The organism is Bradyrhizobium sp. CER78 (assembly GCF_029846235.1).
GTDB lineage: Bacteria > Pseudomonadota > Alphaproteobacteria > Rhizobiales > Xanthobacteraceae > Bradyrhizobium.
Genome location: NZ_JARVWP010000001.1, coordinates 641,697 through 667,567, shown reverse-complemented (window position 1 = coordinate 667,567; position 25,871 = coordinate 641,697). Strand labels below are relative to the sequence as shown.

Annotated in this window: 22 protein-coding genes; 9 read left to right on the top strand and 13 right to left on the bottom strand. The window is 65.1% G+C overall.

Annotated features, from left to right (window positions below):
• Window positions 1-117: 117 nt before the first annotated feature.
• Complete coding sequence (locus tag QDT69_RS02895) at window positions 118-1,341, bottom strand: cytochrome P450 (RefSeq protein WP_279705138.1); 1,224 nt, start codon at window positions 1,339-1,341, stop codon at window positions 118-120.
• A gap of 206 nt (window positions 1,342-1,547) precedes the next feature.
• Here QDT69_RS02895 and QDT69_RS02890 point away from each other — a divergent pair, with 206 nt between their 5' ends.
• The 6 genes from QDT69_RS02890 (at window position 1,548) to QDT69_RS02865 (ending at window position 8,685) form a co-directional block, all read left to right on the top strand.
• Window positions 1,548-2,081, top strand: coding sequence for a thiamine pyrophosphate-binding protein (locus tag QDT69_RS02890; RefSeq protein WP_279705137.1), 534 nt, complete (start codon window positions 1,548-1,550; stop codon window positions 2,079-2,081).
• Window positions 2,078-2,668 carry a thiamine pyrophosphate-dependent enzyme gene (locus tag QDT69_RS02885; protein ID WP_279705136.1) on the top strand — a complete coding sequence of 197 codons (591 nt, stop codon included), beginning with the start codon at window positions 2,078-2,080 and terminating at the stop codon, window positions 2,666-2,668. Before QDT69_RS02890 ends, QDT69_RS02885 begins: the two co-directional genes overlap by 4 nt.
• Before the next feature lie 64 nt (window positions 2,669-2,732).
• Window positions 2,733-3,434 carry a TetR/AcrR family transcriptional regulator gene (locus QDT69_RS02880; RefSeq protein ID WP_050424826.1) on the top strand — a complete coding sequence of 234 codons (702 nt, stop codon included), beginning with the start codon at window positions 2,733-2,735 and terminating at the stop codon, window positions 3,432-3,434.
• Between the two features lies 1 nt (window position 3,435).
• Window positions 3,436-4,629, top strand: coding sequence for an efflux RND transporter periplasmic adaptor subunit (locus tag QDT69_RS02875; protein ID WP_279705135.1), 1,194 nt, complete (start codon window positions 3,436-3,438; stop codon window positions 4,627-4,629).
• An 83-nt stretch (window positions 4,630-4,712) separates the two neighbouring features.
• Window positions 4,713-7,814, top strand: coding sequence for a multidrug efflux RND transporter permease subunit (locus QDT69_RS02870; protein WP_279705134.1), 3,102 nt, complete (start codon window positions 4,713-4,715; stop codon window positions 7,812-7,814).
• A 127-nt stretch (window positions 7,815-7,941) separates the two neighbouring features.
• A complete protein-coding gene (locus QDT69_RS02865; protein ID WP_279705133.1) occupies window positions 7,942-8,685 on the top strand; it encodes a hypothetical protein in 744 nt (247 codons plus the stop codon).
• A gap of 175 nt (window positions 8,686-8,860) precedes the next feature.
• Here QDT69_RS02865 and QDT69_RS02860 read toward each other — a convergent pair whose 3' ends face one another.
• The 12 genes from QDT69_RS02860 to QDT69_RS02805 all read right to left on the bottom strand — a co-directional run bounded on the left by QDT69_RS02860 (window position 8,861) and on the right by QDT69_RS02805 (window position 22,825).
• The gene (locus QDT69_RS02860; RefSeq protein WP_279705132.1) at window positions 8,861-9,751 is read right to left on the bottom strand and encodes an ABC transporter permease; all 891 of its coding nucleotides are present in this window, start codon (window positions 9,749-9,751) and stop codon (window positions 8,861-8,863) included.
• A gap of 4 nt (window positions 9,752-9,755) precedes the next feature.
• Complete coding sequence (locus tag QDT69_RS02855) at window positions 9,756-10,697, bottom strand: ABC transporter permease (RefSeq protein ID WP_279705131.1); 942 nt, start codon at window positions 10,695-10,697, stop codon at window positions 9,756-9,758.
• A 31-nt stretch (window positions 10,698-10,728) separates the two neighbouring features.
• Complete coding sequence (locus QDT69_RS02850) at window positions 10,729-12,240, bottom strand: ABC transporter substrate-binding protein (RefSeq protein ID WP_279705130.1); 1,512 nt, start codon at window positions 12,238-12,240, stop codon at window positions 10,729-10,731.
• Window positions 12,241-12,286: 46 nt separating this feature from the next.
• Window positions 12,287-13,369, bottom strand: coding sequence for a dipeptide ABC transporter ATP-binding protein (locus QDT69_RS02845; RefSeq protein ID WP_279705129.1), 1,083 nt, complete (start codon window positions 13,367-13,369; stop codon window positions 12,287-12,289).
• Window positions 13,366-14,355 carry an ABC transporter ATP-binding protein gene (locus tag QDT69_RS02840; RefSeq protein WP_279705128.1) on the bottom strand — a complete coding sequence of 330 codons (990 nt, stop codon included), beginning with the start codon at window positions 14,353-14,355 and terminating at the stop codon, window positions 13,366-13,368. Before QDT69_RS02840 ends, QDT69_RS02845 begins: the two co-directional genes overlap by 4 nt.
• Entirely contained in the window at window positions 14,352-15,062 is a 711-nt protein-coding gene (locus QDT69_RS02835) for a DUF1028 domain-containing protein (protein WP_279705127.1), read from the bottom strand. Before QDT69_RS02835 ends, QDT69_RS02840 begins: the two co-directional genes overlap by 4 nt.
• 222 nt (window positions 15,063-15,284) lie before the next feature.
• Window positions 15,285-17,090, bottom strand: a complete 1,806-nt coding sequence (locus tag QDT69_RS02830; RefSeq protein ID WP_279705126.1) for a gamma-glutamyltransferase family protein — start codon at window positions 17,088-17,090, stop codon at window positions 15,285-15,287.
• Between the two features lie 107 nt (window positions 17,091-17,197).
• On the bottom strand, window positions 17,198-18,193 hold the full coding sequence (locus QDT69_RS02825) for an ABC transporter ATP-binding protein (RefSeq protein ID WP_279705125.1): 996 nt from the start codon (window positions 18,191-18,193) through the stop codon (window positions 17,198-17,200).
• Entirely contained in the window at window positions 18,190-19,173 is a 984-nt protein-coding gene (locus QDT69_RS02820; protein ID WP_279705124.1) for an ABC transporter ATP-binding protein, read from the bottom strand. Before QDT69_RS02820 ends, QDT69_RS02825 begins: the two co-directional genes overlap by 4 nt.
• Window positions 19,170-20,132, bottom strand: a complete 963-nt coding sequence (locus tag QDT69_RS02815) for an ABC transporter permease (RefSeq protein WP_279705123.1) — start codon at window positions 20,130-20,132, stop codon at window positions 19,170-19,172. The genes QDT69_RS02820 and QDT69_RS02815 overlap by 4 nt, the downstream gene beginning before the upstream one ends.
• 11 nt (window positions 20,133-20,143) lie before the next feature.
• The gene (locus tag QDT69_RS02810) at window positions 20,144-21,124 is read right to left on the bottom strand and encodes an ABC transporter permease (RefSeq protein WP_279705122.1); all 981 of its coding nucleotides are present in this window, start codon (window positions 21,122-21,124) and stop codon (window positions 20,144-20,146) included.
• Between the two features lie 102 nt (window positions 21,125-21,226).
• The gene (locus tag QDT69_RS02805; protein WP_279705121.1) at window positions 21,227-22,825 is read right to left on the bottom strand and encodes an ABC transporter substrate-binding protein; all 1,599 of its coding nucleotides are present in this window, start codon (window positions 22,823-22,825) and stop codon (window positions 21,227-21,229) included.
• Window positions 22,826-23,216: 391 nt separating this feature from the next.
• On the opposite strand from QDT69_RS02805, the gene QDT69_RS02800 reads away from it, so the two are divergent.
• From QDT69_RS02800 to QDT69_RS02790, 3 genes are read left to right on the top strand one after another with little or no spacing between them, the layout of a single operon-like run.
• Window positions 23,217-23,465 carry a DUF6489 family protein gene (locus tag QDT69_RS02800; RefSeq protein WP_279705120.1) on the top strand — a complete coding sequence of 83 codons (249 nt, stop codon included), beginning with the start codon at window positions 23,217-23,219 and terminating at the stop codon, window positions 23,463-23,465.
• 8 nt (window positions 23,466-23,473) lie between these two features.
• Window positions 23,474-24,265, top strand: a complete 792-nt coding sequence (locus tag QDT69_RS02795) for an alpha/beta fold hydrolase (protein ID WP_279705119.1) — start codon at window positions 23,474-23,476, stop codon at window positions 24,263-24,265.
• Window positions 24,266-24,318: 53 nt separating this feature from the next.
• The gene (locus QDT69_RS02790; protein ID WP_279705118.1) at window positions 24,319-25,869 is read left to right on the top strand and encodes a wax ester/triacylglycerol synthase family O-acyltransferase; all 1,551 of its coding nucleotides are present in this window, start codon (window positions 24,319-24,321) and stop codon (window positions 25,867-25,869) included.
• Window positions 25,870-25,871: the final 2 nt, after the last annotated feature.

Here is a 25,871-nt window from a genome sequence, read left to right as displayed (position 1 = left end):
TGTCACTCCCGCTGTCGCGCACCAGATTACATCAATGCGCGCCTGCAGCTGATTTGGGCATCAGTTCCTCCACAGGGAAGTGGGGTCACCGGCCAAATTCGCGGGGGACAATGCGCTCTATGCGTTGATGCTGCATGGCACGCTGAGGAAGCCGCGGAAGCGGACTCGGCCGCCGCGCACGGGCTCGCCGTCGAGCACATAGTTCGGGAAGCGTTTGAGGAAGCGCGAGATCGCGATCGCGCCTTCGAGGCGCGCCAGCGCCATCCCGGCGCATTGATGCGCGCCGGTGCCGAAGGCGAGGTGACGGTTCGGCGTGCGCGCAACGTCGAAGCCTTCGGGGTTGGGGAATTGCGCGCCGTCGCGGTTGGCGGCACCGATGCACAGCGTGACCAGCGTGCCGGCCGGCAGCGTGATGCCGCCGAGCTCGGTCTCCTCCACGATCATGCGGTTGCCGAGCTGGTTCGAGCTCTCGTAGCGCAGCATCTCCTCGACCCCGGTCTTGATCAGCTCGGGTTGCGCGAGCAGCCGCTGCTTCTCGTCGGGATATTGGGTGAGCGTCACCAGCCCGTTGCCGATCAGATTGGTCGTGGTCTCGTGGCCGGCGTTGAGCAGGAAGATGCAGTTGTGCAGCAATTCCTTCGCGGTCAGCCGCTCGCCATTGTCCTCACCCTGGATTAGCCGGGTCAGCACATCGCGTTCGGGATTGCCGGGCTTGGCGCGACGCCGTTCGACCAGGGTTTCGAGATAGGCGAGGAAATCCTTCACCGCGTCGTTGCCGCGATCGAACGCGTCCTTGCCGATCACCGGCTCCAGTGCACCCAAAATCGCCAGCGACCAGTCGCGCAGCGGCTCGCGTTCGTCGTGCGGCACGTCGAGCAGATTGCCGATCACCTCGACGGGGATCGCAGAAGCGAAGTCGCCGATCAGCTCGAAGCGGTCTTTGCTCTCGATCCGGTCGAGCAGGCTGTCGACCAGCGCGATCAGGTCCGGCTCCATGCCGGCGATCGCGCGCGGCGACAAGGCGCCCATGATCAGCCGACGCACGCGGGTGTGCGCCGGCGGATCGTTGAAGACGAGGCTGGTGGTGTGGTGCTCGTAGAGCAGCGAGTTGCCGTATTTCGGCAGGAACTCCTTCTTCTTGTCGGAGGAGAACGCCTTGGTGTTCTTGTAGGCGGCGATCAGGTCGTCGTAGCGGGTGAGAAAATAGCAGCCGTTCGGCAGCCGCTTGACCGGCGCATGCTCGCGCAGCGCGCGATAGGTCGGGTAGGGGTTGGCGTAGAACTCAGCCGTCAGCTTTTCCAGGTCGAACCCGTCAGCCAGCTCTCGCGCGTGCCCGTCCATGGCGATTCCAACCCAATTAGTTTCATTTGCAACTATCGTAGGCCGCGGGCGGCGGTCGCGCAACACAATTTGCGGGGAGTTGGGACCGGCACGGGCGCGCTGCGCGGTGCGAGTAAATCGCAGAGCCATATGCGGTATTGCGCTTTGATGAAGCGCGCGCGGCCCTCTACAGTTGCAGCCAAACAAAGAGAGAGCCGGAAACGCCAATGCATGCCCGTGCCGACACCGCGGCCTCCTGGCCCGAGGAGATTTTTTCGATATTGCAGCGCTTCGAGGTGCGCCAGGTGCCCTACGTGCCGGACGCCGGGCATTCCGAGCTGATCGAGCGGGTGCTGGGTTCGTCATCGATGCGCGGTATTGCGCTGACGACGGAGGAGGAGGGCGTAGCGCTGCTCGCGGGCGCCTGGGCCGGCGGCCAGCGCGGCGTGTTGCTGATGCAGTCGAGCGGGGTCGGCAATTGCATCAACATGCTGTCGCTGGTGCAGATCTTCCGCCTGCCGTTCCTCACGCTGGTGACGATGCGCGGCGAATGGGGCGAGTTCAATCCTTGGCAGGTGCCGATGGGCTCGAACACGCAAGGCATTCTCGAATTGTCGGGGATCAAGGTGTTGCGCGCTGCGCATCCTGATGAGGTGCGCGAGGTCGTCGAGGCCGGCGCGGCGCAAGCCTACAACGCCTGCACGCCAACCGCCGTCCTGCTGTCGCAGCGCCTGATCGGGGCAAAGGTCTTCACCAAATGAGCAAAGCCAATCTTCTCGACCGCCGCGCCGTGGTTGCCGAACTGCTGAGGGATCGCAAGGGCGCCTTCGCCGTCGGCGGCCTCGGCGCCTCGACCTACGACATCGCCGCGGCCGGCGACCACGACCGCAACTTCTATCTCTGGGGCGGCATGGGCGGCGCGGTGATGATCGGGCTCGGCCTCGCGCTGGCCCAGCCGAGCTTGCCGGTCGTCGTGATCACCGGCGATGGCGAGATGCTGATGGGAATCGGGAGTCTCGCGACCGTCGCGCTGCAGCAGCCCAGGAACCTCTCGATCATCGTGCTGGACAATGAGGCCTATGGCGAGACCGGCGGCCAGGCCAGCCATACCGGTGGAACCGCCGACCTCGTCGGTGTTGCCAAGGCCTGCGGAATCGCCGATAGCCGCTCGATCAGCACGATGGCCGAGGTCGAGGCTTTTGCTTCGTCTTTGCAAGACGTTACGGCAGGGCCGAGGTTCGCCAGCGCGAAGATCGACGGGGCCAATCTGGAACGCGTGCTGTCGAGCCGCGACGGCACCTACATCGTCAACCGCATCCGCGGGTCGATCGGACACACTCCGATATAAAGTGACTTTCGCGGTGCAATAGAACCTTGACTTTCGGTAAGGTGAGTGATTACTCACGACCCAAATGTCTACCTTACGCATGACGAGTGACTTGCGGCGTCAGTTGATCCTGAGCGCCGCAAAGCGGTGTTTCGCCCGCAACGGCTTTGCCGGCACCACGACAAAGAGCGTGGCGGCCGCGGCTGCCATTTCGGAAGGGCTTTTGTTCAAGCACTTCCCGTCGAAGGCCGCGCTCTACGCCGAGATCCTTGCCGAAGAGTGCGAGGCGGATCCCGATCTCGCGCATCTGCTCGGCCAGGAGCCGTCGACCGCGACGCTGGTCGAGCTGGTGCAGGGTATGGTCGGCCACTTCATGCAGCTGCGCGATGCGCCGGACCAGGAAGAGGCGCAGCGGATGCGGCTGATGGTGACGAGCCATCTCGACGACGGCGAGTTCGCGCGCCTGCTCTACGACAAGGTCGGCAAGCTGATCGGTCCGACCTTCGCCGCTTCGCTCGAGCGGGCGATCGCCGCCGGCGAAGCGACGCGGATCGGCGACGAGCCGCTCAACCTGTTCTGGTTTGCGCATCATACCGTGCTTATGGGCGCGCTGACGCAGCTGCCTGCGACACCATGTCTCCCCTATGGCGATGCCGCCGCGGCAGAGCAGCAGCTTTGCCAGTTCATTCTTCGCGGCATCGGACTTACCGAAGCCGCAATTTCAACTCATTTGGGCCGCCAGCCGTCGCCGAGCGCAGGACCGTCGGTAACTGCAGAAAGTGCATGACATGAATATTCAGACCGAAAGCCACATCTCGGGGCAACCGATCAAGGAGAAGCAAGCCAAGCGTCCCGTCCGTTTGGTGCGCTGGTTCATCATCGTAGGCCTGTTGCTGGCCCTGCTGGTCGGCGCGCTGGTCGGCTTCAACGCCTTCCGCAGCCACATGATCGCGCAGTTCTTCGCCAACAATAAGCCGCCGCCGTCGAACGTCTCGGCCGCCGAGGCGAAGACGGAAGTGATTCCGAACCTACTGACCGCTGTCGGCGATCTCGTCGCAGTGCACCAGGTCAACGTCACGACCGACGTGCCGGGCCGCATCACCGAGATCATGTTCACCGCAGGCAGCCATGTGAAGGCGGGCACGCCGCTGGTGCAGCTGTTCGACGCACCGGAGCAGGGCGACCTCGCCAGCTTCAAGGCGCAGGCGACCGTGGGCGAGCAGCAGCTCGATCGTGCCAAGCAGCTCGCGTCGCGCCAGTTCGGACCGCAGTCGACCGTCGATACGGCGCAGGCGACCTACGACCAGGCCAAGGCAGGCATCGCCAAGACCGAAGCGCTGATCTCGCAGAAGCTGGTGCGTGCGCCGTTCGAAGGCGATCTCGGCGTTCGCCAGGTCGAAGTCGGCCAGTATCTGACGGCCGGCACGCAGATCGTGTCGCTGACCGATCTGTCGGTGCTGTACGCCAACATGACGGTGACCGAGAAGCAGAGCTCGCAGATCAAGGTCGGCCAGACCGTGCGGATCGCGGTCGACGCCTATCCAGGTCGCACCTTCGACGGCAAGATCACGACCATCGAGCCGCAGATCGCGACCGATACCCGCAACATCCGGGTCCAGGCGACGATCCAGAATCCGGACAGCATCCTCAAGCCCGGCATGTTCGCGACCGCCACGATCGTGCTGCCTGAGACGTCGCCGGTCGTGACCATTCCGGAGACCGCGGTCGACTACACGCTGTACGGCGACTCCGTGTTCCTGATCACCGAGAAGAAGGGTGACGACGGCAAGACCACCCTGACTGCCGACCGCACCTTCGTGAAGACCGGCAAGCGCGTCGAAGGCCGCGTCGAGATCCTCAAGGGCCTGAAGGCCGGCGACAAGGTCGTGGCCGTCGGCCAGATCAAGCTGCAATCTGGCATGGCTGTCGCGATCTCGAACGATCCGCCGCCGCCGGTTCCGGCCGAGCCGCCGCGCTACTGATCTCCGCTATCTGAACTCGGAGGGCCGACTGGCCCTCCGCCACATGTTGCCGCAAACGGCAGACAACACGAATCGAGTTGGCGATGGCCTTCACTGATATTTTCATCAAGCGCCCGGTGCTGTCGGTCGTCGTCAGCCTGCTGATCCTCCTGATCGGCTTGCGCGCGGCGATGGTGCTGCCGATCCGGCAATATCCGAACCTGTCGAACACCGTCGTGACGATCACGACGTCCTATCCCGGCGCGTCGCCCGAGCTGATCAACGGCTTCATCACCACGCCGATCGAACAGGCGGTCGCCTCGGCCGAAGGCGTCGACTACATGACGTCGAACTCGGTGCTCGGCACCTCGACGATCCAGGTCTACGTCAAGCTCAATCACGATCCGAACCAGGCGCTCACCGAAGTGCTCGCCAAGGTCAACTCGGTCAAATATTTGATCCCGAAGGAAGCCTTCGATCCGGTCGTAACCAAGGCGACCGGTGACACCATCGCCGTGATGTATCTCGGCTTCTCCAGCGAAGAGCTGACCGGATCGGCGATCTCCGACTACCTGACCCGCGTCGTGCAGCCGGTGCTGTCGACGGTCGACGGCGTCGCTTCGGCCGACATCTTGGGTGGCCAGACCTTTGCGATGCGCGTCTGGCTCGATCCGACCCGGATGGCCGGACGCGGCGTGTCGCCCAACGACGTCGCCGCCGCGATCGCCGCCAACAACTTCCAGGCGGCCGCCGGCCAGACCAAGGGCTTCTTCATCGTCTCCAACGTCTCGGCCAATACCGACCTTCAGAACATCGATCAGTTCAAGCGGATGATCGTGAAGGCGAAGGACGGCGGCTTCGTGCGCATCGAGGACATCGCAACGGTGGAGCTCGCGGCGCAGTCGACCGACGCCAGCGTCGCCTTCAACGGCGAGCACGCGATCTTCATCGGCATCAAGGCGACGCCGCAAGGCAACCCGCTGAGTCTTGTGAAGGGCGTGCGCGCGCTATTCCCCGACCTCGAGCGCAATCTCCCGCCGTCGATGAAGATGAAGGTGGCCTACGATTCCACCAAGTTCATCCAATCGTCGATCGACGAAGTGGAGAAGACGCTCGGTGAAGCGGTCCTGATCGTCGTTGTCGTGATCTTCCTGTTCCTGGCCTCGTTCCGGTCGGTGATCATCCCGGTCGTCACCATTCCGCTGTCGCTGGTCGGTGTCTGCATCCTGATGCTCGCCGCAGGCTTCAGCTTCAACCTGCTGACGCTGCTGGCGATGGTGCTGGCGATCGGCCTTGTCGTCGACGACGCCATCGTGGTGGTGGAGAACATCCATCGGCATCTCGAGGAGGGGATGCCACCCGTGCAAGCATCGCTGAAGGGTGCGCGCGAAATCGTCGGCCCCGTGATCTCGATGACGATCACGCTGGCGGCGGTATACGCACCGATCGGCTTCCTCGGCGGCGTGACCGGCACGCTATTCCGCGAATTCGCCTTCACGCTCGCCGGCTCGGTGATCGTGTCGGGCGTGATCGCGCTGACGCTGTCGCCGATGATGTGCTCCGTGTTCCTCAAGAGTACGGAGGAGGGGCGATTTGCCAAGCTGGTCAATCGCGTGTTTGGCGCAATGACCCGCGGCTACGGCCGCATGCTCGACCGTTCGCTCGACTACCGGCCGATCACGGCGCTGTTCGCCCTGACCATCCTCGGCCTGGTCGGCTTCCTCTACATGCACATCCAGAAGGAGCTGGCGCCGCAGGAGGACCAGGGCATCGTGTTCGCGGTGACCAAGGCACCGAAATACGCCAACATCGACTACATCGATTTCTACGGCGACAAGATGGACAAGGAGTTCCAGAAGTTTCCCGAGACCGACCTGCGGTTCATCCTGAACGGCATCACCGGTCCGCAGGGCGGCTTCGCCGGGGCGCTGTTGAAGCCGTGGGACGAGCGCAAGCGTACCGCGCAGCAGTTGCAGCCGCTGATGCAGGCGGAACTGTCGAAGCTCGAAGGCATCAGCGCGTTCGCGTTCAGCTTGCCGCCGCTGCCCGGCGGCCCCGGCGGCCTGCCGGTGCAAATGGTGATCTCGTCGACGGCCGGCTTCCAGCAGGTGTTCGAGCAGATGAACAAGCTGAAGGATGCCGCGCGCAAGAGCGGCCTGTTCATCGTCACCGACAGCGACCTCGACTTCAACCAGCCGGTGGTGCGCGTGAAGGTCGATCGCTCCAAGGCGAGCGACCTCGGCATCACCATGCAGTCGATCGGCGGCGCGCTGGCGACGCTGCTCGGCGGCAACTACGTCAACCGCTTCAACCTCGAAGGGCGCTCCTATCAGGTCATCCCGCAGGTGCCGCGCGCCAGCCGGCTCGCGCCTGAGTCGTTCGACAACTACTACGTCCCGACCGCGACCGGGCAGCTGGTGCGGCTGTCGACGGTGGTGTCGGTCGAGACCGGCGTCGATCCGAACGCGCTGACCCACTACAACCAGCTCAACTCGTCGACCTTCCAGGCCGTGCCGATGCCGGGCGTCTCGATGGGCCAGGCGGTCGAGTTCCTGCAGGGTGAAGCCAAGAAGCTGCCGTCCGGCTTCAGCTACGACTTCCTGGCCGACTCCCGGCAGTACGTCCACGAAGGCAATCAGCTGCTGGTTACCTTCGCGTTCGCCATCATCATCATCTTCTTGGTGCTGGCGGCGCAGTTCGAGAGCCTGCGCGATCCGTTCGTGATCATGATCTCGGTGCCGATGGCGATCGTCGGCGCCCTGATCCCGCTGTTCTTCGGCGTCGCCACCATGAACATCTACACCCAGGTGGGCCTGCTGACGCTGGTGGGACTGATCACCAAGCACGGCATCCTGATGGTGGAGTTCGCCAACGAATTGCAGCTCAACGAGGGACTGGACCGCCGCTCGGCGATCGAGATGTCGGCCCGGATTCGTCTGCGGCCGATCCTGATGACGACGGCGGCTATGGTCACCGGCCTGCTGCCGCTGCTCACCGCCACCGGCGCCGGCGCCGCCAGCCGCTTCTCGATCGGGCTCGTGGTCGTCACCGGCATGACGATCGGCACGCTGTTCACGCTGTTCGTGCTGCCGATGGTCTACACGGTGATCGCGACCGACCACCAGGCCGCGGCGCGTTCGGACCGCGCCAAGCAGATCGCCGATTACGAACTCGAAGGCCGCGGCGGCGTGCTGAAACCGACCTGAGCCCTCCAGGCTCATGCTCACGGAGAAGGCGGCACTGGCGAAAGCCACTGCCGCCTTTTTCTTTGTCTCGTGATAGCCTCTGCCGGTGGGCGGGGCCGAATGTCCTCGCCATCTGGAGGAACAGGGCATGGCGAGTGAGTTTGCGACTGGCAATTACCGGTTCATCCCGGCCGTGTTCCAATATTCGAGCGGCGCGCAGGCGAACGCCGGCTATGAAATCGAGCGGGTACGTTTCGATCGGCTGCTGCCGCTTGCGGAAGGCTTTGCGCGGATCGCGGCCTACATCAAGGACGCCGGCCGGCCGCTGACTTCGTTCTGTGCCTGCGAACTGCGCTCGCCGGCTGCCTTCACCGAGGACGGTTTCCGTGCCTTCAACCAGCACTACGTCAAGACGCTTGCCGAATGGGGGCTGTTCGACGGCACCATCAATCCGGTAGCGCGCAGCAATGTCTGTCCCGAGATCGATCCGCCGGCGGAGCCGTCGTTCTATGCGTTCTCGTTCACGCAGCCGAGCACGAGCACGTCGCCGTCCTTCGTGATCGCGGGCGGCGCCGAGGCCCGGGGCGGCACGGCCAGCTATCCCGACCGCATCGTCTGCTATCGCGATCTCAGCCCCGGCGCGTGGCGCGAGAAGGTCCGCTTCACCGCCGGCGAGATGGAGCGGCGCCTCGCGGAGTTCAGCTTTGGCTGGCAGGACACGACCGCGGTGCAGGCGTACACCGTGCACGACATCCATCCCGTGGTCGTCGACGAGCTGGTCCGCCGCGGCGCCACGCGCTCCGGCCTGACCTGGCACTTCTGCCGCCCGCCGGTGGTCGATCTCGAATACGAGATGGACTGCCGGCGCGTGTTGCGAGAGGTGGTGATTTAGCGGAGCAGGTTAGGGTACGCACACTACCAGTTCCCCGTCATCCTGAGGAGCGCGTAGCGCGTCTCGAAGGATGCACGGCCCGGCCGGTGGCCGTCGATCCTTCGAGACGCCGCTTCGCGGCTCCTCAGGATGACGGGTAGGGATGGGCGCTCGCTGCGGCAGCGACGGCGCCGTGTCACCGCGCCTTCGGATCGAGCGCGTCGCGCAGGCCGTCGCCGACCAAATTGAAGGACAACACGACCAGGAAGATTGCAAGCCCCGGCCAGACCGCCATCCAAGGCGCGGTGGTCAGGAAGCGTTGCGCGGCGTTGAGCATGCTGCCCCAGGATGGTGCGGGCGGCTGCTGGCCGAGGCCGAGGAAGGACAAAGCAGCCTCGGCGATGATCGCGGCCGCGATCGACAGCGTGGCCTGCACCAGCAGCGCCGGCAGGATGTTCGGCAGGATGTGGACCAGCGCGATGCGCCAGCGCGGATTGCCCATCGCGCGCGCCGCCTCGACATAGTCCTCGACCTTGACGCTCATCACCTGGCCGCGGGTCAGGCGGATGAAGATCGGGGTGGCCGAGACGCCGATCGCGATCATCGCATTGCCGAGGCTCGGGCCGAGGAAGGCGGCGAGCGCGATCGCCAGGATCAGGAACGGGCAGGCCAGCATCGCATCGGTGATGCGGCTGATCAGCGCGTCGATGAAGCCGCCGCGATAGCCGGCGAGTAGGCCGAGCGGCACGCCGATCGCAAGCGCGATACCGACCGAGATGACGCCGGCGAGCAGCGAGGCGCGGGCGCCGAACACAACGCGGGCGAGCACGTCGCGGCCGAGCTCATCGGTGCCGAACCAGTGCTGCAGCGACGGCGCCTTGCGCACCAGCGACCAGCTGGTCGCGATCGGATCATAGGGCACGATCAGCGGAGCGAAGACGGCGAGCAGGATGAACAGCGCGATCACGACGAGGCCGAGCACCGCGCCCTTGCGCCGGATCAGCCGCCGCCAGGCGCGCCGCGCCGGGCTCTCCAGCGTCTCGGCCACGGCAAGCGAGGCTGATGTCCCGAGTGCAGTGTCCGTCATCCGGTCAGCCCCTCAGCCGCGGGTTGACCAGGATATTGGCGATGTCGGCGATCAGGTTCAGCGTGATGTAGATCGTTGCGGTCGTCAGCACCACGCCCTGCACGACGGCATAGTCGCGGTTGAACACGGCATCGACGATCAGCTTGCCGAAGCCCGGGATCGAGAAAATCTGCTCGGTGAGCACCGCGCCCGATAGCAGCGTGCCGAGCTCGAGCGCGCCGAGCGTGATGATCGGCGTCAGCGCGTTGCGCATCGCGTGCTTGAGGATCACGGTGCGCTCGGACAGGCCCTTGGCGCGCGCGGTGCGGACATAGTCGCTCTCCAGCACTTGCAACATCGCGCTTCGCGTATGCCGCATCAGGATCGCGGCGATCGCATTGCCGAGCACGAAGGCGGGCATGACGGATGCGGCGAGGCTGGCGCGCCAGTTTTCGCTGAGCGGTACGTAGCCGGAGGCCGGCAGCCAGCCCAGTTCGACCGAGAACAGGAAGATCAGCATGATGCCGAGCCAGAAGTTCGGCGTCGAGATCCCCCACAGCGCGAACAGATTGGCGCCATAGTCCCACGCCGTGCCCCTCTTCACCGCCGAGACGATGCCGGCGGGAATGCCGATCAGGAAGGCGACCACGATCGCCATGCCGGCGATTTGCATCGTCACCGGCAGCTTCTGCGCGATCAGGCTCGACACCGGCATCTTGTTGCGCAGCGACTCGCCCAGGTCGCCCATCAGCACTCCCTTGACCCAATAGGCGTACTGCACCGGAATCGGTTGATCCAGGTGGTATTGCTGGCGAATCTGCTCGATGACGGCCGGATCGCGCTCCTCGCCGGCCATCACGAGGGCCGGATCGCCGGGCAGCAGGTGTTGCAGCGAGAAGATCAGCAGCGAGACGAAGAACAGCGTCGGGACCAGCTGAGCCAGCCGCTTGGCGAGGAAGTTCAGCATTGTCGGCCCCGCGTGTCCTGCGCCGTGGCGATCATTTCAACTTCAGCCCGACCACGCGCACCAATCCATCCGGCATCTGCCGGTAACCCTCGACCTTGGTGGAGTGCGCGATCAGCAGCGTGCGGTGATAGAGATAGATGATCGGCTCGTCATTGAGCACGATCCTGGTCATCTTCTCGTAGATCGCCTTGCGCTGAGCGGGATCGTTGATCAGCCGCGCATCTTCCATCAGCTTGTCGGCTTCCGCATTGGAATAGCCACCGTCGTTCTGCGGCGCCTTGGTGTGCAGGAAGACATAGGAATTGCCGTCAGGATCGATCCGGCCGCTCCAGTTGATCTGAAACACCTGAAATTCGCCGGCCTGGGCCTGCTTGAACGTCGTCGCGAATTCGACCACGCGGATCTTGATGTCAAAGCCTGCCTCGGCCGCCATCGACTGCACGACCTGGGCCACGGCTTCGTTCTCGGCCCCCTTGGGGACCATGTAGTCGATGGCGACGGGCAGCGTGACACCGGCCTCCTTCAGTAGTGCCTTGGCCTTGGCAACGTCGCGTCCCCGAACCGGAAACGCCTTTTGATAGTAAGGATGCGTCGGAGAGACCCACTGATTGCCCGGCGTGAACTCGCCGTTGAAGACGACCTGGTTGAGCGCCTCGCGGTCGATCGACAGATCGAGCGCCTGGCGCACCTTTTCCGATTGGCTGAGCGGCCCTTTGTTCTTGTCGTTGCCGATGTTGATGGTGAGGCCGAGATAGCCGAGTTCAGGTGCGGTCGACAGCACGAGCCGCTTGTCGGCGCGGACGTCCTTGATATCGGTGGCGAGCACGCGCTCGATCAGATCTAGGCCGCCGGATTTCAGGTTGGCGAGCCGCACCGTGGCATCGACGATCGGAAGGAACACGATGCGATCGATGAAGACGTTGTCCTTGTTCCAGTAATCCTGAAATTTCTCGAACACCATGCGATCCTGCTGCACGCGTTCGACGAACTTGTAGGGGCCGGCGCAGACTGGATGCAGGCCGAATTTGTCGCCTGCTTCCTTCACGGCCTTCGGCGAGACCATCATGCCGGCGCGGTCGGTCAACTGGGCGATCAGCGGCGAGTAGGGCGTCTTGAGCACCAGCTTGATGGTCAGGGGATCGACGACGTCGACATGGTCGAGCGCGGCCAATTCCGGTTTGCGAAACGAGGTCGGCAGCGTGAGATGGCGCTCCAGCGAGAATTTGGCGGCTTCGGCGCCGAACGGCTCACCGTCGTGGAACTTGACGCCCGGCCGGAGCTTGATCGTCATCTCCTTGCCGTCGGCCGAATTCTCGTAGGACAGCGCGAGCTGCGGAACGATGTTCAGCTTCTCGTCAATGTCGAACAGCTTGTCGCAAAAGGCCGAAAAGACGATGCGGCCGACATAGGTGCGTCCGACTGAAGGATCGAGGATGTCGGGGTCTTCGGCGAGCCCGATGCGAAGCGTCGTCTCGGCACGCGCGCTCGTTCCGCACCAGGTCACGAGGGCTGCCATCAGGACCGCCAAGCGCCAAAATCTCATCGTCAACCCCTTATCTCTTGCGCCTTTAACCCTTGCGCCTTTGTTCCTACGAACTAACCCCGGGCCGCCCCGAGGCTTCCGCCGCATTGAACGCCGCCACCAGCTTTTCCAGTGTCGGCGAGAACCCGCCATCGGACGGCACGATCGCCTCCGCGCCGGGCAGCTCGCTTGTCCGGTGACAGGCCGTTGCATATCCGGTGCCATCTTCGCGCAACTGCGGCACTTCGCTGCGGCAGCGCGCGATCACATAGGGGCAACGGGTGTGGAAGCGGCAGCCGGAGGGTGGATTGAGCGCGCTCGGCAGCTCGCCCTCCAGCACGATTCGGCTGCGCTTGGCGCGCGGCTTCGGCACCGGGATCGCCGATAGCAATGCGCGGCTGTAGGGATGGCGCGGAGCGGCGAACAGCGCATGCACCTCGGCCGTCTCGACGACGGTGCCGAGATTCATCACGGCGACGCGGTCGGCGATGTGCTTCACCACGGCCAGGTCGTGCGAGACGAAGATGTAGGCGAGCTTCAGCCGATCTTGCAGGTCGCGCAGCAGATTCAGGATTTGCGAGCGGATCGAGACGTCGAGCGCCGACACCGGCTCGTCGCAGATGATCAGCTTCGGCTCGACCGCGAGCGCGCGGGCGATCGCGATGCGCTGGCGCTGGCCGCCGGAGAATTCGTGCGGATAGCGGCGCGCGAAACGCGGCTCGAGCCCGACCAGCCGCAGCAACTCATCGACCCGCTCGCGGCGTCGCGCCGCCGGAACGAGATTGTGCAGCGCCAGCGGCTCGGTCAGGATCTGGCTCACCGTCATGCGCGGGTTGAGCGAGGCGTAAGGGTCCTGGAAGATCAGTTGCGCGTCGCGGCGGAACGCGCGCAACTGCCCGGCATCGAGGGTGCCGAGGTCGCGGCCCTCGAAGCGGATGCGGCCGGCGTCCGGCTCGATCAGCCGCAGTACCAGCCGGCTGACGGTCGATTTGCCGCAGCCGGATTCGCCGACCAGCGCCAGCGTCTTGCCGGCCTCGACGGTGAAACTGACGCCATCGACCGCCTTCACATGGGCGGTCGGCCGGCCGAACACCGAGCGCTCGGCGACGAAATGCTTCACCAGCCCGTCGACCTCGAGCAGCGCGGTCATGACACCAGCCGTTCCAGCGGCGCGCGGATGCAGCGCGAGGCGTGGGTCGCGCTCAGCATCGCGAGCGGCGGAGGGGATTTTACGCAAGCGTCCTCCACGAACGGGCAGCGCGCGGCGAAGCGGCAGCCCACGGGCGGGTTCGCCATGTTCGGCACCATGCCCTCGATGGTGGCGAGGTGGCTGGTGCGACGGTCGAGCCGCGGGATCGAGCCGAGCAGGCCGACCGTGTAGGGATGCTGCGGATTGGCAAATAGCTCGTCCACGGGCGCCCGCTCGACGATCTCGCCGGCATACATCACCGCGACCTCGTCGCAGACCTCGGCGACGACGCCGAGATCGTGGGTGATCAGGATGATCGCCGCGCCACTCGCGGCCTTCAGCTCGCGCATCAGGTCGAGGATCTGCGCCTGCAGCGTGACGTCGAGCGCGGTGGTCGGCTCGTCGGCGATCAGAAGCTGCGGATCGCAGGCCAGCGCCATCGCGATCATCACGCGCTGGCGCATGCCGCCGGACAGCTTGTGCGGAAACTCGTCGATGCGCTTCTCGGGCGAGGGGATATGCACGCGGCGCAGCAGCTCGATGGTGCGCTCGCGCGCCGCGCGCCGGGATCCGCCGCGGTGGCGCAAAATCGTCTCGGTGATCTGGTCGCCGATGGTGAAGCTCGGGTTGAGCGAGGTCATCGGCTCCTGGAAGATCATGGCGAGGCGATTGCCGCGCAGGTCGCGCAGCGTCGCATCAGGCACGTCGAGCAGGTCGAAGCCGTCGAAGCGGATCGCGCCGGACACCGCGGCGGATTGCTTCGGCAGCAGCCCCATGATCGCGAGCGACGTCACGCTCTTGCCGCAACCGGACTCGCCGACCAGGCCGAGCGTGGCGCCGTTGGCGACCGAGAGATCGACACTGTCGACGGCATGCGTGATGCGGCCGTCGTCACCCTGGAAGGTGACGCGCAGGCCCTCGATCTCGATCAGCGGGCCGGCGGTCATTCGCGGCACTTGGATGCCGCTGCGATGCCGGCGTCGATCGTGGCGCGGTCGCTGGTTCCGGCCGGGTTGGCGCGGGTCGGCATGAAGCTCCGGAACGGCACCCAGTGCTCGCGGCTGACCGCTTCCAGCCGCTCCAGCTCGCGCAGGGGATCGGCGTGGTCGTCGACCCGCAGGTCGAGCAACGGCCATTCTTCAGTGCCGTGGATCAGAAGCGCCGCCGACTGCTTGCCGCGCTTGTCGCCGCCGGCTGCCTCGCCGGCGAACATCGCCTTGATCAGCCGCTCCGCGAACGGAAGCCCTTCATTCGCGGCATAGACGCGCGCAGTCTCATCGAGCACCGCAGGCCCGGCCAGCATGTTGCCGGCGACCGAGAAGCCGTCGCCCGCGATATGGCCGAACCAATCGATGCAATCCTTGCCGGAATGCGCGGCGATGCGGCCGTTGGCGTCGATGACATGCACCTGCCGGCTTTCGCGGCCGCCGTCGGGCGCGATGAGCGCCGCGATCACGTCATGCGGGCTCTTGCCGCCGCGCAACAGCGCAAGACCGTCGATGCCGTAGTAGGGATTGACCAGCGCCTGCGTCGCGATGGCGCCGATCCCGAGTGCGATGTGCGGTACCAGCGCGCCGACCGCAAAGAACCGCGTCGCGACGGCGATGCCGAGCTGGCCGGTGGCGCTGTCGCGGGCGATGATCGACCAGGTCATCTCATGTCTCTTCTCCCTCTCCCCGCTCTTCGCGGGGAGAGGATTGGGGTGAGGGGCTGGTTCCGCGAAGACGGTGCAAGTCGAGTACGCGGAGATTCCCCCTCACCCGGAATTCAAGCTGTGCTTGAATTCCGACCTCTCCCCGCAAGCGGGGCGAGGTGGAGTTGGGAGCTCGCTCTGCGATCCGGCCCGACGTCATCATGCTGCGGCGATCACCTTGTCTTAACGGCCTGCGGCGTAACCCTGCATGCCGCGCGGGTTGGCGGCGGCGCGGCGGCGGGGGCCGACCTTCGAGGCCGCGGTGAGACGGCCTTCCGACCAATCGGGGCCAATCTCCACCACATGGCCGCGGCGCTTCAATTCGTCGATGGTCGATTTCGGCACACGATTTTCCAGCACCAGCACGCCGGGGCGCGAGGTGCGCGGCCAGAACGAGATCGGGAAGTGCTCGGAGTGCCAGGCCGGCGCGTCGATCGCCTCCTGCAAATTCAGTTTCGCGTGGACGTGGCGCAGGAAGAATTGCGTGATCCACTGATCCTGCTGGTCGCCGCCCGGCGAGCCCCAGGAGAGATACGGCTCGCCGTCGCGCAGGGCCATGGTCGGCGACAGCGTGGTGCGCGGCCGCTTGCCGGGCGCCAGCGAGGCCGGGTGGTTTTCTTCCAGCCAGAACATCTGGGCGCGGCTGCCGAGGCAGAAGCCGATCTCGGGAATGACAGGCGAGGATTGCAGCCAGCCGCCGGACGGCGTCGCCGAGATCATGTTGCCGGCCTTGTCGATGATGTCGAAATGCACGGTATCGCCGCGCACCTCGCCGAACCGGCCGACGGTCGGCTCGCCCGCGCCCATGGCGCCGACCGCTTCGCGATGCCCTTCGGCGTGGCGCAGCTTCACGACACCGCCGAATCCTGCGACCGAGCCGGGGCGGAAGTCGAGCGAGGCTTTGTCCTTCGAGATCAGCTTACGCCGCTCGTTGTTGTAGGCGTCGGATAATAGCGTTTCGATCGGGATATCGGTGAACTTGGGGTCGCCATAGAACGTCTCGCGATCGGCATAGGCGAGCTTGGCGGCTTCGATCTGCAGATGGATGAAGTCGGGGCCGGCGGGATCGAGCCCGTCGAGCTCGAAACCCTTGAGCAGCGCGAGCTGCTGCAGCATCACCGGACCCTGGCTCCAGACCCCGGCCTTCTGCACGGTGTAGCGGCCGTAATCGTAAGTGAGCGGCGCCTCAATGGTCGGCTGCCAGCGCGCCATGTCGTCGGCCGAGAGCACGCCGCGATGCGGCGAGCCGGAGACGTCCATCACCTCCTGGGTGCGGCAGAATTTGTCGATCGCCTCGGCGACGAAACCCTTCGACCAGGCCTGCCGGGCGCGCTCGATCTGCGCCACGCGGTCGCCGCCTGCGCTCTCCGCCTCGGTCAGGATACGCGCGTAGGTCTCCGCGAGCTTCTTGTTGGTGAAGAGCGTGCCGGGCTTCGGCACCTCGCCGTTCGGCAGATAGACGTCGGCCGACGTGGTCCAGTATTTCCGGAACAGCTGCTCGACGGTCTTGATGGTGGCGGAGGCGCGCTCGACCAGCGGATGGCCGTCGCGGGCATAGCCGATCGCGGGCTCCAGCACGTCGCGCAGCTTCAATGTGCCGTAGTCGCGCAGCAGCAGCATCCAGGTTTCGAATGTGCCGGGCACGCAGGCGGCGAGCAGGCCGGTGCCGGGCACCATTTCGAGGCCTTCGCTGCGGTAATGCGCAATCGTCGCCTTCGCCGGCGCCGGGCCCTGGCCGCAGATCACTTCGCTTTTGCCGCGCTTGACGTCGTGCACGATGATCGGGACGTCGCCGCCGGGGCCGTTCAGATGCGGCTCGACCACCTGCAGGGTGAAGGCGGCCGCCACTCCCGCATCAAAGGCGTTGCCGCCTTTTTCCAGCGTCGCCATGCCGACCGCGGTGGCGATCCAGTGCGTCGAGGTGACGACGCCGAAGGTACCTTCGATCTCCGGTCTTGTGGTGAATGGATCGGGGTTGACGTTGCTCATGGCTATTCACCGTTCGGCGGCTTGTTGGGCTTTTTGCGCGCGCACTTGATCACAGCCGGGCTGGTATGCCAACCGCTTGGTGGACATGGCCGCTCCCATCCGCGTGATCATGCCGGGACGGCGGCGGCAGGGCTGTTGACGGCGTGGCAGGCGACGCCGTCGATCAGTTCCGGCGTCTTCTCGCGGCAGAGATCGAAGGCGAGAGGACAGCGCGGATTGAACGCGCAGCCCCGCGGCGGATCGATCGGATTGGGAATCTCGCCCTTGACCGGGATGCGCTGGCGGCCGGACATCGCAAGATCCGGAACCGCGCCGAGCAGCATCTTGGTGTAGGGCATCCGCGGGTTCTCGAACAGTTTTCGGCCCTCGGCGATCTCGACGATGCGGCCGAGATACATCACGCCGATCCGGCTCGCCATGTGGCGGACCACCGCGAGATTGTGGCTGATGAACAGATAGGTCAGGCCGAACTTGTCCTGCAGGTCGCGCATCAGATTGAGGATCTGCGCCTGCACCGAGACGTCGAGCGCCGAGGTCGGCTCGTCGCAGACGATGAACTCGGCCTCGGAGGCCAGTGCGCGGGCGATCGCGATGCGCTGGCGCTGGCCGCCGGAAAATTCGTGCGGGAATTTCTGGCCGTCGTCGGGGTGCAGGCCGACCAGCGAGAGCAATTCGCCGACCCGGGCCTTGATGTCGCGTTCGCCCTGGATCAGGTCGAAGGCGCGGATCGGCTCGGCGACGATGGCGGCGACCCGGTAGCGCGGGTTGAGGCTCGCATAGGGGTCCTGGAAAACCATCTGGATGCGCCGGCGCAGCCGGCGGCGCGCCTGGCCCTGCCGCGGATCGGTCATCGAGACGCCGTCGATGACGACTTCGCCCGAGCTCGGCGGCAGCAGGCCGACGACCATGCGCGCAACCGTGGTCTTGCCCGAGCCGGATTCGCCGACCAGCGCAAAGGTCTCGCCGCGCTTGATGTCGAAAGAGACGCCGTCGACGGCTTTGAGGAGTTCGGGATGACCGCCCTCGATCACGCGGTTGAGCCACGGCTTCGAGACGTCGAAGACGCGGCGCAAATTCCTGACTTCGATCAATGTCCCGCTCATGCCGCGGTCTCCTTCGCCGGCTCGAACAGGTGGCAGGCGACGGATTGCGTGCCCTGCCGGATCGGCTCGGGGCGTTCGACGCGGCAGCGATCGAACGCGAATGCGCAGCGCGGGTTGAACGGGCAGCCCGGCGGGATCGCCGACAGCCGCGGCATCGAGCCCGGGATCTGCACCAGGCGCTTGTCCTCGCCCGCGAGGGTCGGGATCGCGCCCATCAGGCCGCGGGCGTAGGGATGCAGCGGGTTGCGCACCACCTCCTGCACCGGGCCGATCTCGGCGATGCGGCCCGAATACATCACCGCGACGCGGTCGCAGGTCTCGGCGATCACGCCCATGTCGTGGGTCACCAGCATCACCGCCGTGCCGTGGTCGCGGCCGAGCCGCTTGATCAGCGCGATGATCTGCGCCTGCACAGAGACGTCGAGCGCGGTGGTCGGTTCGTCGGCGATGATCAACTCGGGCTCGGCGCAGATCGCGAGCGCGATCACGACGCGCTGGCGCATGCCGCCGGAGAATTCGTGCGGGTAGCCGTCGATGCGCTTCTCGGGTGCCGGGATGCCGACCTCGGCCAATAGATCGATGGCGCGCCTGCGCGCGGCACTTTCGCTTAAGCTGGTGTGGGTGCGGATGGTCTCGATGATCTGGTCGCCGATCCGGTACAGCGGATTGAGGCTGGTCAGCGGATCCTGGAAGATCATGCCGATCCGCTTGCCCCTGACGCGGCGGATCTCCTCCAGCGGAAGATGGTCGATCCGCGTGCCCGACAGCTCGATCTCGCCGGCCGAGATGCGGCCGGGCGGATCGATCAGCCTGATCACGGCAAGGCCGGTGACCGACTTGCCGGCGCCGGACTCGCCGACCACGCCGAGCACCTCGCCCTTGGCAATGTCGAACGACACGCCGTTGATGGCACGCAACGTCGCGCGGCGGGTGACGAATTCCACCTCGAGATTACGCACGGAGAGAACGGGCTGGGTCATCGGAGCTTTGGGTTAAGTGCGTCGCGCAGCCAGTCGCCGAGCAGGTTGATGGACAGGATCAGGCCGGCCAGGGCGATGCCCGGGAAGGCGACGATCCACCATTCGCCGGCAAACAGATAGTTGTTGCCGATCCGGATCAGGGTGCCGAGCGAAGGCATGGTGTCGGGCATGCCGGCGCCGAGGAACGACAGCGTCGCCTCGGTGATGATCGCGAGCGCGAGGTTGATGGTGGCGATGACGAGGATCGGGCCCATCGTGTTCGGCAGCACGTGCCGCAGCAGGATCTTCGGCGCCGGCAGGCCGATCAGCTGCGCCGCCGCCACGTAATCCTTGTTCTTCTCGACCATCACCGAGCCGCGCACGGTGCGGGCATATTGCACCCAGAAACTGAGGCCGATCGCGATGATCAGCACGCCGAGCGTGCTCATCTCGTCGAGCCGGTTGCCGAGCAGCGATTTGGCGACGCCGTTGACCAAAAGCGCGATCAGGATCGCGGGGAAGGTGAGCTGCACGTCGGCGATCCGCATGATCACGCTGTCCACCGCGCCGCCGAAATAGCCGGCGACCAGCCCGAGCGCGATGCCGAGCGCGCCGGCGAAGACGACGCCCGCCAGGCCGACCGCAAGCGAGATGCGCAGCCCGAAAAGGATCGCCGAGAGCACGTCGCGGCCCTGCTCGTCGGTGCCGAGCAGGAACGGGCTCTGGCCGTCGGCGGTCCACAGCGGCGCGATCCGCGAGTTCATCAGCTGCAGCTGCGCCGGATCGAACGGATTCTGCACCGCAAGCCATGAGGCGAAGATTGCCAGCAGGAAGAACAGCAGCGTGATCACGGCGGCGACCATCGTCAGGCGGGATCGGCGGAACGAATAGAAGATGTCGCTGTCGAGCGCGCGTTTGAACCAGCCGGCAGGTGCCTGCGGGTGATCTTCGGAGCGATGGGGGACGACGGCGTCGGACATCGGTTGCTCCCTCACGCCGCGCGGCTGACGGTCGAGCGCAAGCGCGGATCGACCACGGTGTAGAGAATGTCGACCACCAGATTGATGGTGACGAAGATCAGCGAGACCATCAGGAGATACGCGGCCATGATCGGGATATCGACGTTCTGCACGGCCTGCACGAACAGAAGCCCCATGCCCGGCCACTGGAACACGGTTTCGGTGATGATCGAGAAAGCAATAACCGAGCCAAACTGCAGGCCGGCCACCGTGATCACCGGAACCAGGGTGTTCTTCAGCGCATGGCCGAAATGGATCGCGCGCGTGGTCAGGCCGCGGGCGCGGGCGAAGCGGATATAATCGGTCCGCAGCACTTCCAGCATTTCGGCGCGCACCAGCCGCATGATCAGGGTCATCTGGAACAGTCCGAGCGTGATCGCCGGCATGATGATCGCCTTCCAGCCGGAGACGGTGAGCAGCCCCGTCGACCACCAGCCGAGCTTCACCACCTCGCCACGGCCGAAGGAGGGCAGCCAGCCTAGGGTCACCGCGAACAGATAGATCAGCAGGATGCCGATCAGGAAGGTCGGCAGCGAAATGCCGATCAGCGATATCGCCTGGAATAATCTGGCGAGGATGGTGTCGCGGCGCAGCGCCGAATAGACCCCCATCAGGATGCCGGCGACCATCGCGAGCACCGTCGCGCAGATCGAAAGCTCCAGCGTCGCCGGCAGGCGCTCCGCCAGCAGCGAGGAGACCGGCAGACGGAACTGGTAGGACACGCCGAACTTGAATTGCAGCGCATTGATGAAGTAGCGGCCGAACTGCACCAGCACGGGATCGTCGAGGCCGAGCGAGTGCCGGATCTCAGCGCGCTGCGCGGCCGAGGTGTCGATCGAGACCATCTGGTTCACCGGATCGCCGGCGAAGCGGAACATCGCGAACGCAATGACGCCTACGGCGAGCATCACGCCGATCGCCTGCAGGAGGCGGCGAAGAGTGAAAGCGAGCATCTCTACCTTTCACTGCTTTGACATTTGGCGCGCAGCTTTGCGCGGCCGGAAACCGCGAGGTCCCGGAAGCCTGCGCTTCCGGGACCCAATTCGCCGAAACCATTATTCACCCTGCTTGGTCGCCCAGTAGAGCAGCACCTGGTTGTCCGCACGCTGGGTCAATTTGACCTTTTTCGACACGCCCCACACCAGCGGTTGCTGATGCAGCGGAATGTAGCCGTAATCCTTGATGACGATCTCGTAGGCCTGCTTGATCAACTGGTCGCGCTTGGCCGTGTCGCTCTCGACCAGGACCTTGTCGGTGAGCGCGTCGACTTCCTTGTTGCAATAGCCGCCGAGATTGGCCTCGCCCCGTGTTGCATCCGTCGGATCGTCGCGGCAGCCGAGGATGTCGTGCAGCACGTTGTGCGAGTCTGATGTCGCGGGCGTCCAGCCCAGCATGAAGAACGAGGTCTGGTAGCCGCCGGGCTTCAGCACCTTGGCGAAATACTGCGCCTTCGGCTGCGCCAGCAGGTTCACCTTGACGCCGATACGGGCCAGCATGCCGACCACGGCCTGGCAGATCGCGGCGTCGTTGACGTAGCGGTCGTTCGGGCAATCCATCGTGACTTCGAAGCCGTTCGGATAGCCGGCATCGGCCAGCAGCTTCTTGGCACCATCAGGATCGAGTTTCGGCCGGGTGAATTCCTTCGACAGCGGATAGAGCTCGGGCGCGATCATCAGCGTCGAGGGCGTCGACATGCCGCGCATCACGCGGGTCTTGATCAGATCGACGTCGATCGTCTTGTAGAAGGCTTCGCGGACGCGGATGTCCTTGAAGGGATTCTTGCCCTTGACGTTGGAGTACAAAAGCTCGTCGCGCGCCATATCCATGCCGATGAAGATGGTGCGGATCTCCGGCGCGGTCATGACGGTGGCGATGCCGCTGGAATTGACGCGCTGGATGTCCTGCAGCGGAACCGGTTCGATGACATCGACCTCGCCTGAGAGCAGCGCGGCAACGCGGGTGGCGTCGGAGCCGATCGGGGTAAAGATGATCTCCTTGAGATTATGCTCGGGCTTGCGCCAATAGCCTGGAAACGCCTTGAACACGGTCTTCACGCCGGGCTGATGGCTCTCGATCGTGAACGGACCGGTGCCGTTCTCGTGCAGCGCAGCGTAGCTCGGTGTGGTTGCGGAGGCCGGCGTCGGTGCGACCGAGTTGTTCTCCTCGCACCACTTCTTGTCCATGATGTACCAGCTATCCCATTGCGAGGTCAGGATGGGATTGGGCGAGTCCAGCGTCACGTCGACGGTGTAGTCGTCGACCTTGGTGAACTTGGCGTCGGCCGGGACGTTGCTGAGGAAATTGGAGCCCTTGGCGCGGACGCGGTCGGCGGAGAACAGCACGTCGTCGGCGGTGAAGGGATCGCCATTGTGGAATTTCACGCCCTTGCGCAGATGGAAGCGCCATTTGGTCGGGCTCAGCGTCTCCCAGCTTTCCGCGAGTGCCGGAATGATCTTGAGGTCCTTGTCGCGCGCGGTGAGGCCTTCATAGACATGGGCGTGGTGCGCGATCGTCGTGGTTTCCTTCAGCGTGTAGGGATCCAGCGACTTCAGCTCGCCCTGGTTGGCATATTTCAGCGTCTGGGCCGATGCCGGCAAGGCAAGGGCAACAAGCGCGACGGCAGTCGCCGCAAACAAACTCCAACGTACCGACATGTGATCCCGCGTCCCCGTTTTTGTCCGCCGGTTGCTTTGTCCGGCTGGTATTATTGATGCATGTTGCCAGAGTTTACCGGCCGCGCAAGCGCGATTTCCCAAAGGGTTAATCGCCTCGCGCAGGTGCAGCGCAATGAATGCGATATGAGAGTAGGCGGTCGGCGAGGGCGCGTGACATTCGACTTTCGGAGTGCCGCTTGCTGGTCCCGGAATGACCGCCGGCGAGCCCCGTTCGCGCCGGTCGCTCGAAACGGTTCGGTTGACCATAACGGATGATTGAGGCCGACTGTCCACTATGGCGGGAATGGCTCGCTTGCGCGACGGACCCCGTCCCGGCGATACTGAGCTCGGCCAGGCAGAGCTGGGTCATGGCGCATTTGAGGAGGCGGATATGAAAGTCAACGTCGAGATAGATTGCACGCCCCTCGAAGCGCGGCAGTTCTTCGGCCTGCCCGATGTTCAGCCGATGCAGACCGCTGTGATGGACAAGCTGCAGCAGCAGATGCTGTCCAACATCGAGAAGATCTCGCCGGAATCGCTGATGCAGAGCTGGTTCACCTTCGATCCCAAGCTCGCCGAGCGCTTCCAGGACATGTTCGTCGCGATGGCCGGCTTCGGCGGCGCGAGCAAGAAGAAATAGTGGCCGGTATGGACAGGAGCATTGACGGGACCGAACGCCGGTTGCGCCCACCCAGCCTGTTCCTGATGCTGGCGGAAGCGCGCGGCGTGCTGGAGCTCAATTCGAGCCTCTTGCTGTCGCCGTTGCTGATGCAGGCGCCGAAGGGCGACGGTCATCCGGTGCTGGCGCTGCCGGGCTTCCTCGCCAGCGACCTTTCGATGGCGCCGATGCGGCGCTATCTGAAGGAGCTCGGCTACGACGCCTATGCCTGGAACATGGGCCGCAATTTCGGCGGGATCTCCGGCAGGAGGAGTGCGCTGCGCGACCTGCTGAAGCGGGTCCATGAGGCGTCGGGGCGCAAGGTCTCGATCATCGGCTGGAGCCTCGGCGGCGTCTATGCGCGCGACCTGGCGTCGCAGATGCCCGAGCTGGTGCGCTCGATCATCACGCTGGGCAGTCCGTTCGCCGACGACATCCGGGCGACCAACGCGACGCGGCTCTATGAGCTGCTGTCCGGCGAGGCGGTGGACGACATTCCCGAAATCCGCGCCGCGATTGCCGGCGACATGCCGGTGCCGGCCACCTCGATCTATTCCCGCACCGACGGCATCGTGAACTGGCGGACCTCGCGGGTGCGCCCGTCGGAGAGCGCCGAGAACATCGAGGTGCATCTCGCGAGCCATCTCGGCCTCGGCGTCAACCCCGCAGCTTTGTGGGCGATCGCGGACCGGCTGGCACAGCCGGAAGGCGAGTTCCGGCATTTTAACCGGTCGGGCCCCTTTGCCATTGCCTACGGGCCGGCAGAACAGGCACTATCCTAACGACGAGAAGCGCCGCCAAGGCGCCCGCGTGAGTTGGCTCTCGGGAGGAGATCATGAGCGACGCCAAGAAGCTGTCCTCGCTGGACGCATCGTTTCTGTATCTGGAAACGCCGGAAATGCCGATGCATGTCGGCAGCATGGCGATCTTCCGGCTGCCCGACGGCTACAAGGGCGACTTCTTCGAGGAGTTCAAGGCGATGATCGCCTCGCGGCTGCACATCGCGCCGATCCTCAAGGCGCGGCTGCAGAAGGCGCCGCTCGACATCGACCATCCGTCCTGGGTCGAGGACGACCAGTTCGACATCGACCGTCACATCTTCCGCGCCAGCCTGCCTGCGCCGCGCGATCGCGCCACGCTGGAGCGTATCGTCGGCTGGATGCACGCCAAGCTGTTGAACCGCGCCCGTCCGCTCTGGGAGTTCTACGTCTTCGAGGGCATGAAGGACAACGAGATCGGGCTCTATTCCAAGATGCACCACGCCTGCATCGACGGCGGCGCCGGCGCTGCGCTGACCAGCATGATCTACGACCTGACGCCGGTGCCGCGCGAGATCGAGCCGCCGGGCGCGAAAAAGGTCGCGCAGGAGCCGCGCGACATCGCGGCCAATTTGATCGACGCCTACCAACAGCTGTGGACCCAGCCGTTCGAGGCGGCCGCCGCGGCACAGAAGAGCCTCGAACTGCCGCGTTCCGGCAAGAGCGACCTCGGCTCGATCCTGTTCGACAACGCCATGTTCCAGATCGAGAGCGCCGTGAAGTTCGCGGGCTCGATGCCGACCGTCATGAAGAGCCTGTCCGACGTCGTCGCCAAGGTCGCCGATCCCCGGTCGCGCGAGAGCCTGCAGGCGATGGCCTCGCCGCCGACCATCCTCAACAAGGCGATCTCGTCGGAGCGCAGCTTTGCCGGCACCTCGATCTCGCTGTCGCGCGCCAAGGCGCTGGCGAAAGCTTCCGGCGGCAAGCTCAACGACGTCGTGCTGGCGCTCGCCTCCGGCGTCGTGCGGCGCTATCTGATCAGCCAGGGCGCGCTGCCGAACAAGTCGCTGACCGCCGGCGTGCCGATCTCGCTGCGCGAGGAGGGCAACGCCGAATCCAACAACCAGGTGTTCGGCATGATCTGCTCGATCGCGACCGATGTCGAAGATCCCAAGAAGCGGCTCGAGACGATCATCGCGCAGTCCACCAAGTCCAAGGAGATGTCGCATCCGCTGCGCGCTTTGGTGCCGCAGGTCTCCAACATCTCGCTGCTGGGCGCGCCGATCCTGGTGCAGATCCTGGCGCTGCTGTACAGCCGCTCCGATCTCTCCAACGTGCTGCCGCCGGCGACGAACATCACGGTCTCGAACGTGCCGGGGCCGCGGCAGACGCTGTATGCGGCCGGCGCCGAGCTGCTGCACATCTTCCCGGTTTCGATCTCGACCCACGGCGTTGCGCTCAACATCACCGTGCAGAGCTACCGCGATCAGCTCGATTTCGGTTTCATCGTGGGTGCCAACATCATTCCCCACGTGCAGGTGATGTGTGACATGCTGCCGCTCGAATTCGATGCACTCGAGGCGGCGTTCGCTCCCCCGCCTGCCGACATCAAGGGCGCGGCCGAATAGGA

What these genes read in the sequence shown, in the direction of transcription:
- QDT69_RS02875 (WP_279705135.1), top strand. Translation starts at nt 3,436, where the DNA reads ATGAATATTCAGACCGAAAGCCACATCTCGGGGCAACCGATCAAGGAG.
- QDT69_RS02845 (WP_279705129.1), bottom strand. Translation starts at nt 13,369, where the DNA reads ATGACCGCGCTGCTCGAGGTCGACGGGCTGGTGAAGCATTTCGTCGCC.
- QDT69_RS02795 (WP_279705119.1), top strand. Translation starts at nt 23,474, where the DNA reads ATGGACAGGAGCATTGACGGGACCGAACGCCGGTTGCGCCCACCCAGC.
- QDT69_RS02835 (WP_279705127.1), bottom strand. Translation starts at nt 15,062, where the DNA reads ATGACCTGGTCGATCATCGCCCGCGACAGCGCCACCGGCCAGCTCGGC.
- QDT69_RS02855 (WP_279705131.1), bottom strand. Translation starts at nt 10,697, where the DNA reads ATGCTGAACTTCCTCGCCAAGCGGCTGGCTCAGCTGGTCCCGACGCTG.
- QDT69_RS02850 (WP_279705130.1), bottom strand. Translation starts at nt 12,240, where the DNA reads ATGAGATTTTGGCGCTTGGCGGTCCTGATGGCAGCCCTCGTGACCTGG.
- QDT69_RS02815 (WP_279705123.1), bottom strand. Translation starts at nt 20,132, where the DNA reads ATGTCCGACGCCGTCGTCCCCCATCGCTCCGAAGATCACCCGCAGGCA.
- QDT69_RS02800 (WP_279705120.1), top strand. Translation starts at nt 23,217, where the DNA reads ATGAAAGTCAACGTCGAGATAGATTGCACGCCCCTCGAAGCGCGGCAG.
- QDT69_RS02825 (WP_279705125.1), bottom strand. Translation starts at nt 18,193, where the DNA reads ATGAGCGGGACATTGATCGAAGTCAGGAATTTGCGCCGCGTCTTCGAC.
- QDT69_RS02880 (WP_050424826.1), top strand. Translation starts at nt 2,733, where the DNA reads ATGTCTACCTTACGCATGACGAGTGACTTGCGGCGTCAGTTGATCCTG.
- QDT69_RS02885 (WP_279705136.1), top strand. Translation starts at nt 2,078, where the DNA reads ATGAGCAAAGCCAATCTTCTCGACCGCCGCGCCGTGGTTGCCGAACTG.
- QDT69_RS02865 (WP_279705133.1), top strand. Translation starts at nt 7,942, where the DNA reads ATGGCGAGTGAGTTTGCGACTGGCAATTACCGGTTCATCCCGGCCGTG.
- QDT69_RS02870 (WP_279705134.1), top strand. Translation starts at nt 4,713, where the DNA reads ATGGCCTTCACTGATATTTTCATCAAGCGCCCGGTGCTGTCGGTCGTC.
- QDT69_RS02805 (WP_279705121.1), bottom strand. Translation starts at nt 22,825, where the DNA reads ATGTCGGTACGTTGGAGTTTGTTTGCGGCGACTGCCGTCGCGCTTGTT.
- QDT69_RS02790 (WP_279705118.1), top strand. Translation starts at nt 24,319, where the DNA reads ATGAGCGACGCCAAGAAGCTGTCCTCGCTGGACGCATCGTTTCTGTAT.
- QDT69_RS02810 (WP_279705122.1), bottom strand. Translation starts at nt 21,124, where the DNA reads ATGCTCGCTTTCACTCTTCGCCGCCTCCTGCAGGCGATCGGCGTGATG.
- QDT69_RS02860 (WP_279705132.1), bottom strand. Translation starts at nt 9,751, where the DNA reads ATGACGGACACTGCACTCGGGACATCAGCCTCGCTTGCCGTGGCCGAG.
- QDT69_RS02890 (WP_279705137.1), top strand. Translation starts at nt 1,548, where the DNA reads ATGCATGCCCGTGCCGACACCGCGGCCTCCTGGCCCGAGGAGATTTTT.
- QDT69_RS02820 (WP_279705124.1), bottom strand. Translation starts at nt 19,173, where the DNA reads ATGACCCAGCCCGTTCTCTCCGTGCGTAATCTCGAGGTGGAATTCGTC.
- QDT69_RS02830 (WP_279705126.1), bottom strand. Translation starts at nt 17,090, where the DNA reads ATGAGCAACGTCAACCCCGATCCATTCACCACAAGACCGGAGATCGAA.
- QDT69_RS02895 (WP_279705138.1), bottom strand. Translation starts at nt 1,341, where the DNA reads ATGGACGGGCACGCGCGAGAGCTGGCTGACGGGTTCGACCTGGAAAAG.
- QDT69_RS02840 (WP_279705128.1), bottom strand. Translation starts at nt 14,355, where the DNA reads ATGACCGCCGGCCCGCTGATCGAGATCGAGGGCCTGCGCGTCACCTTC.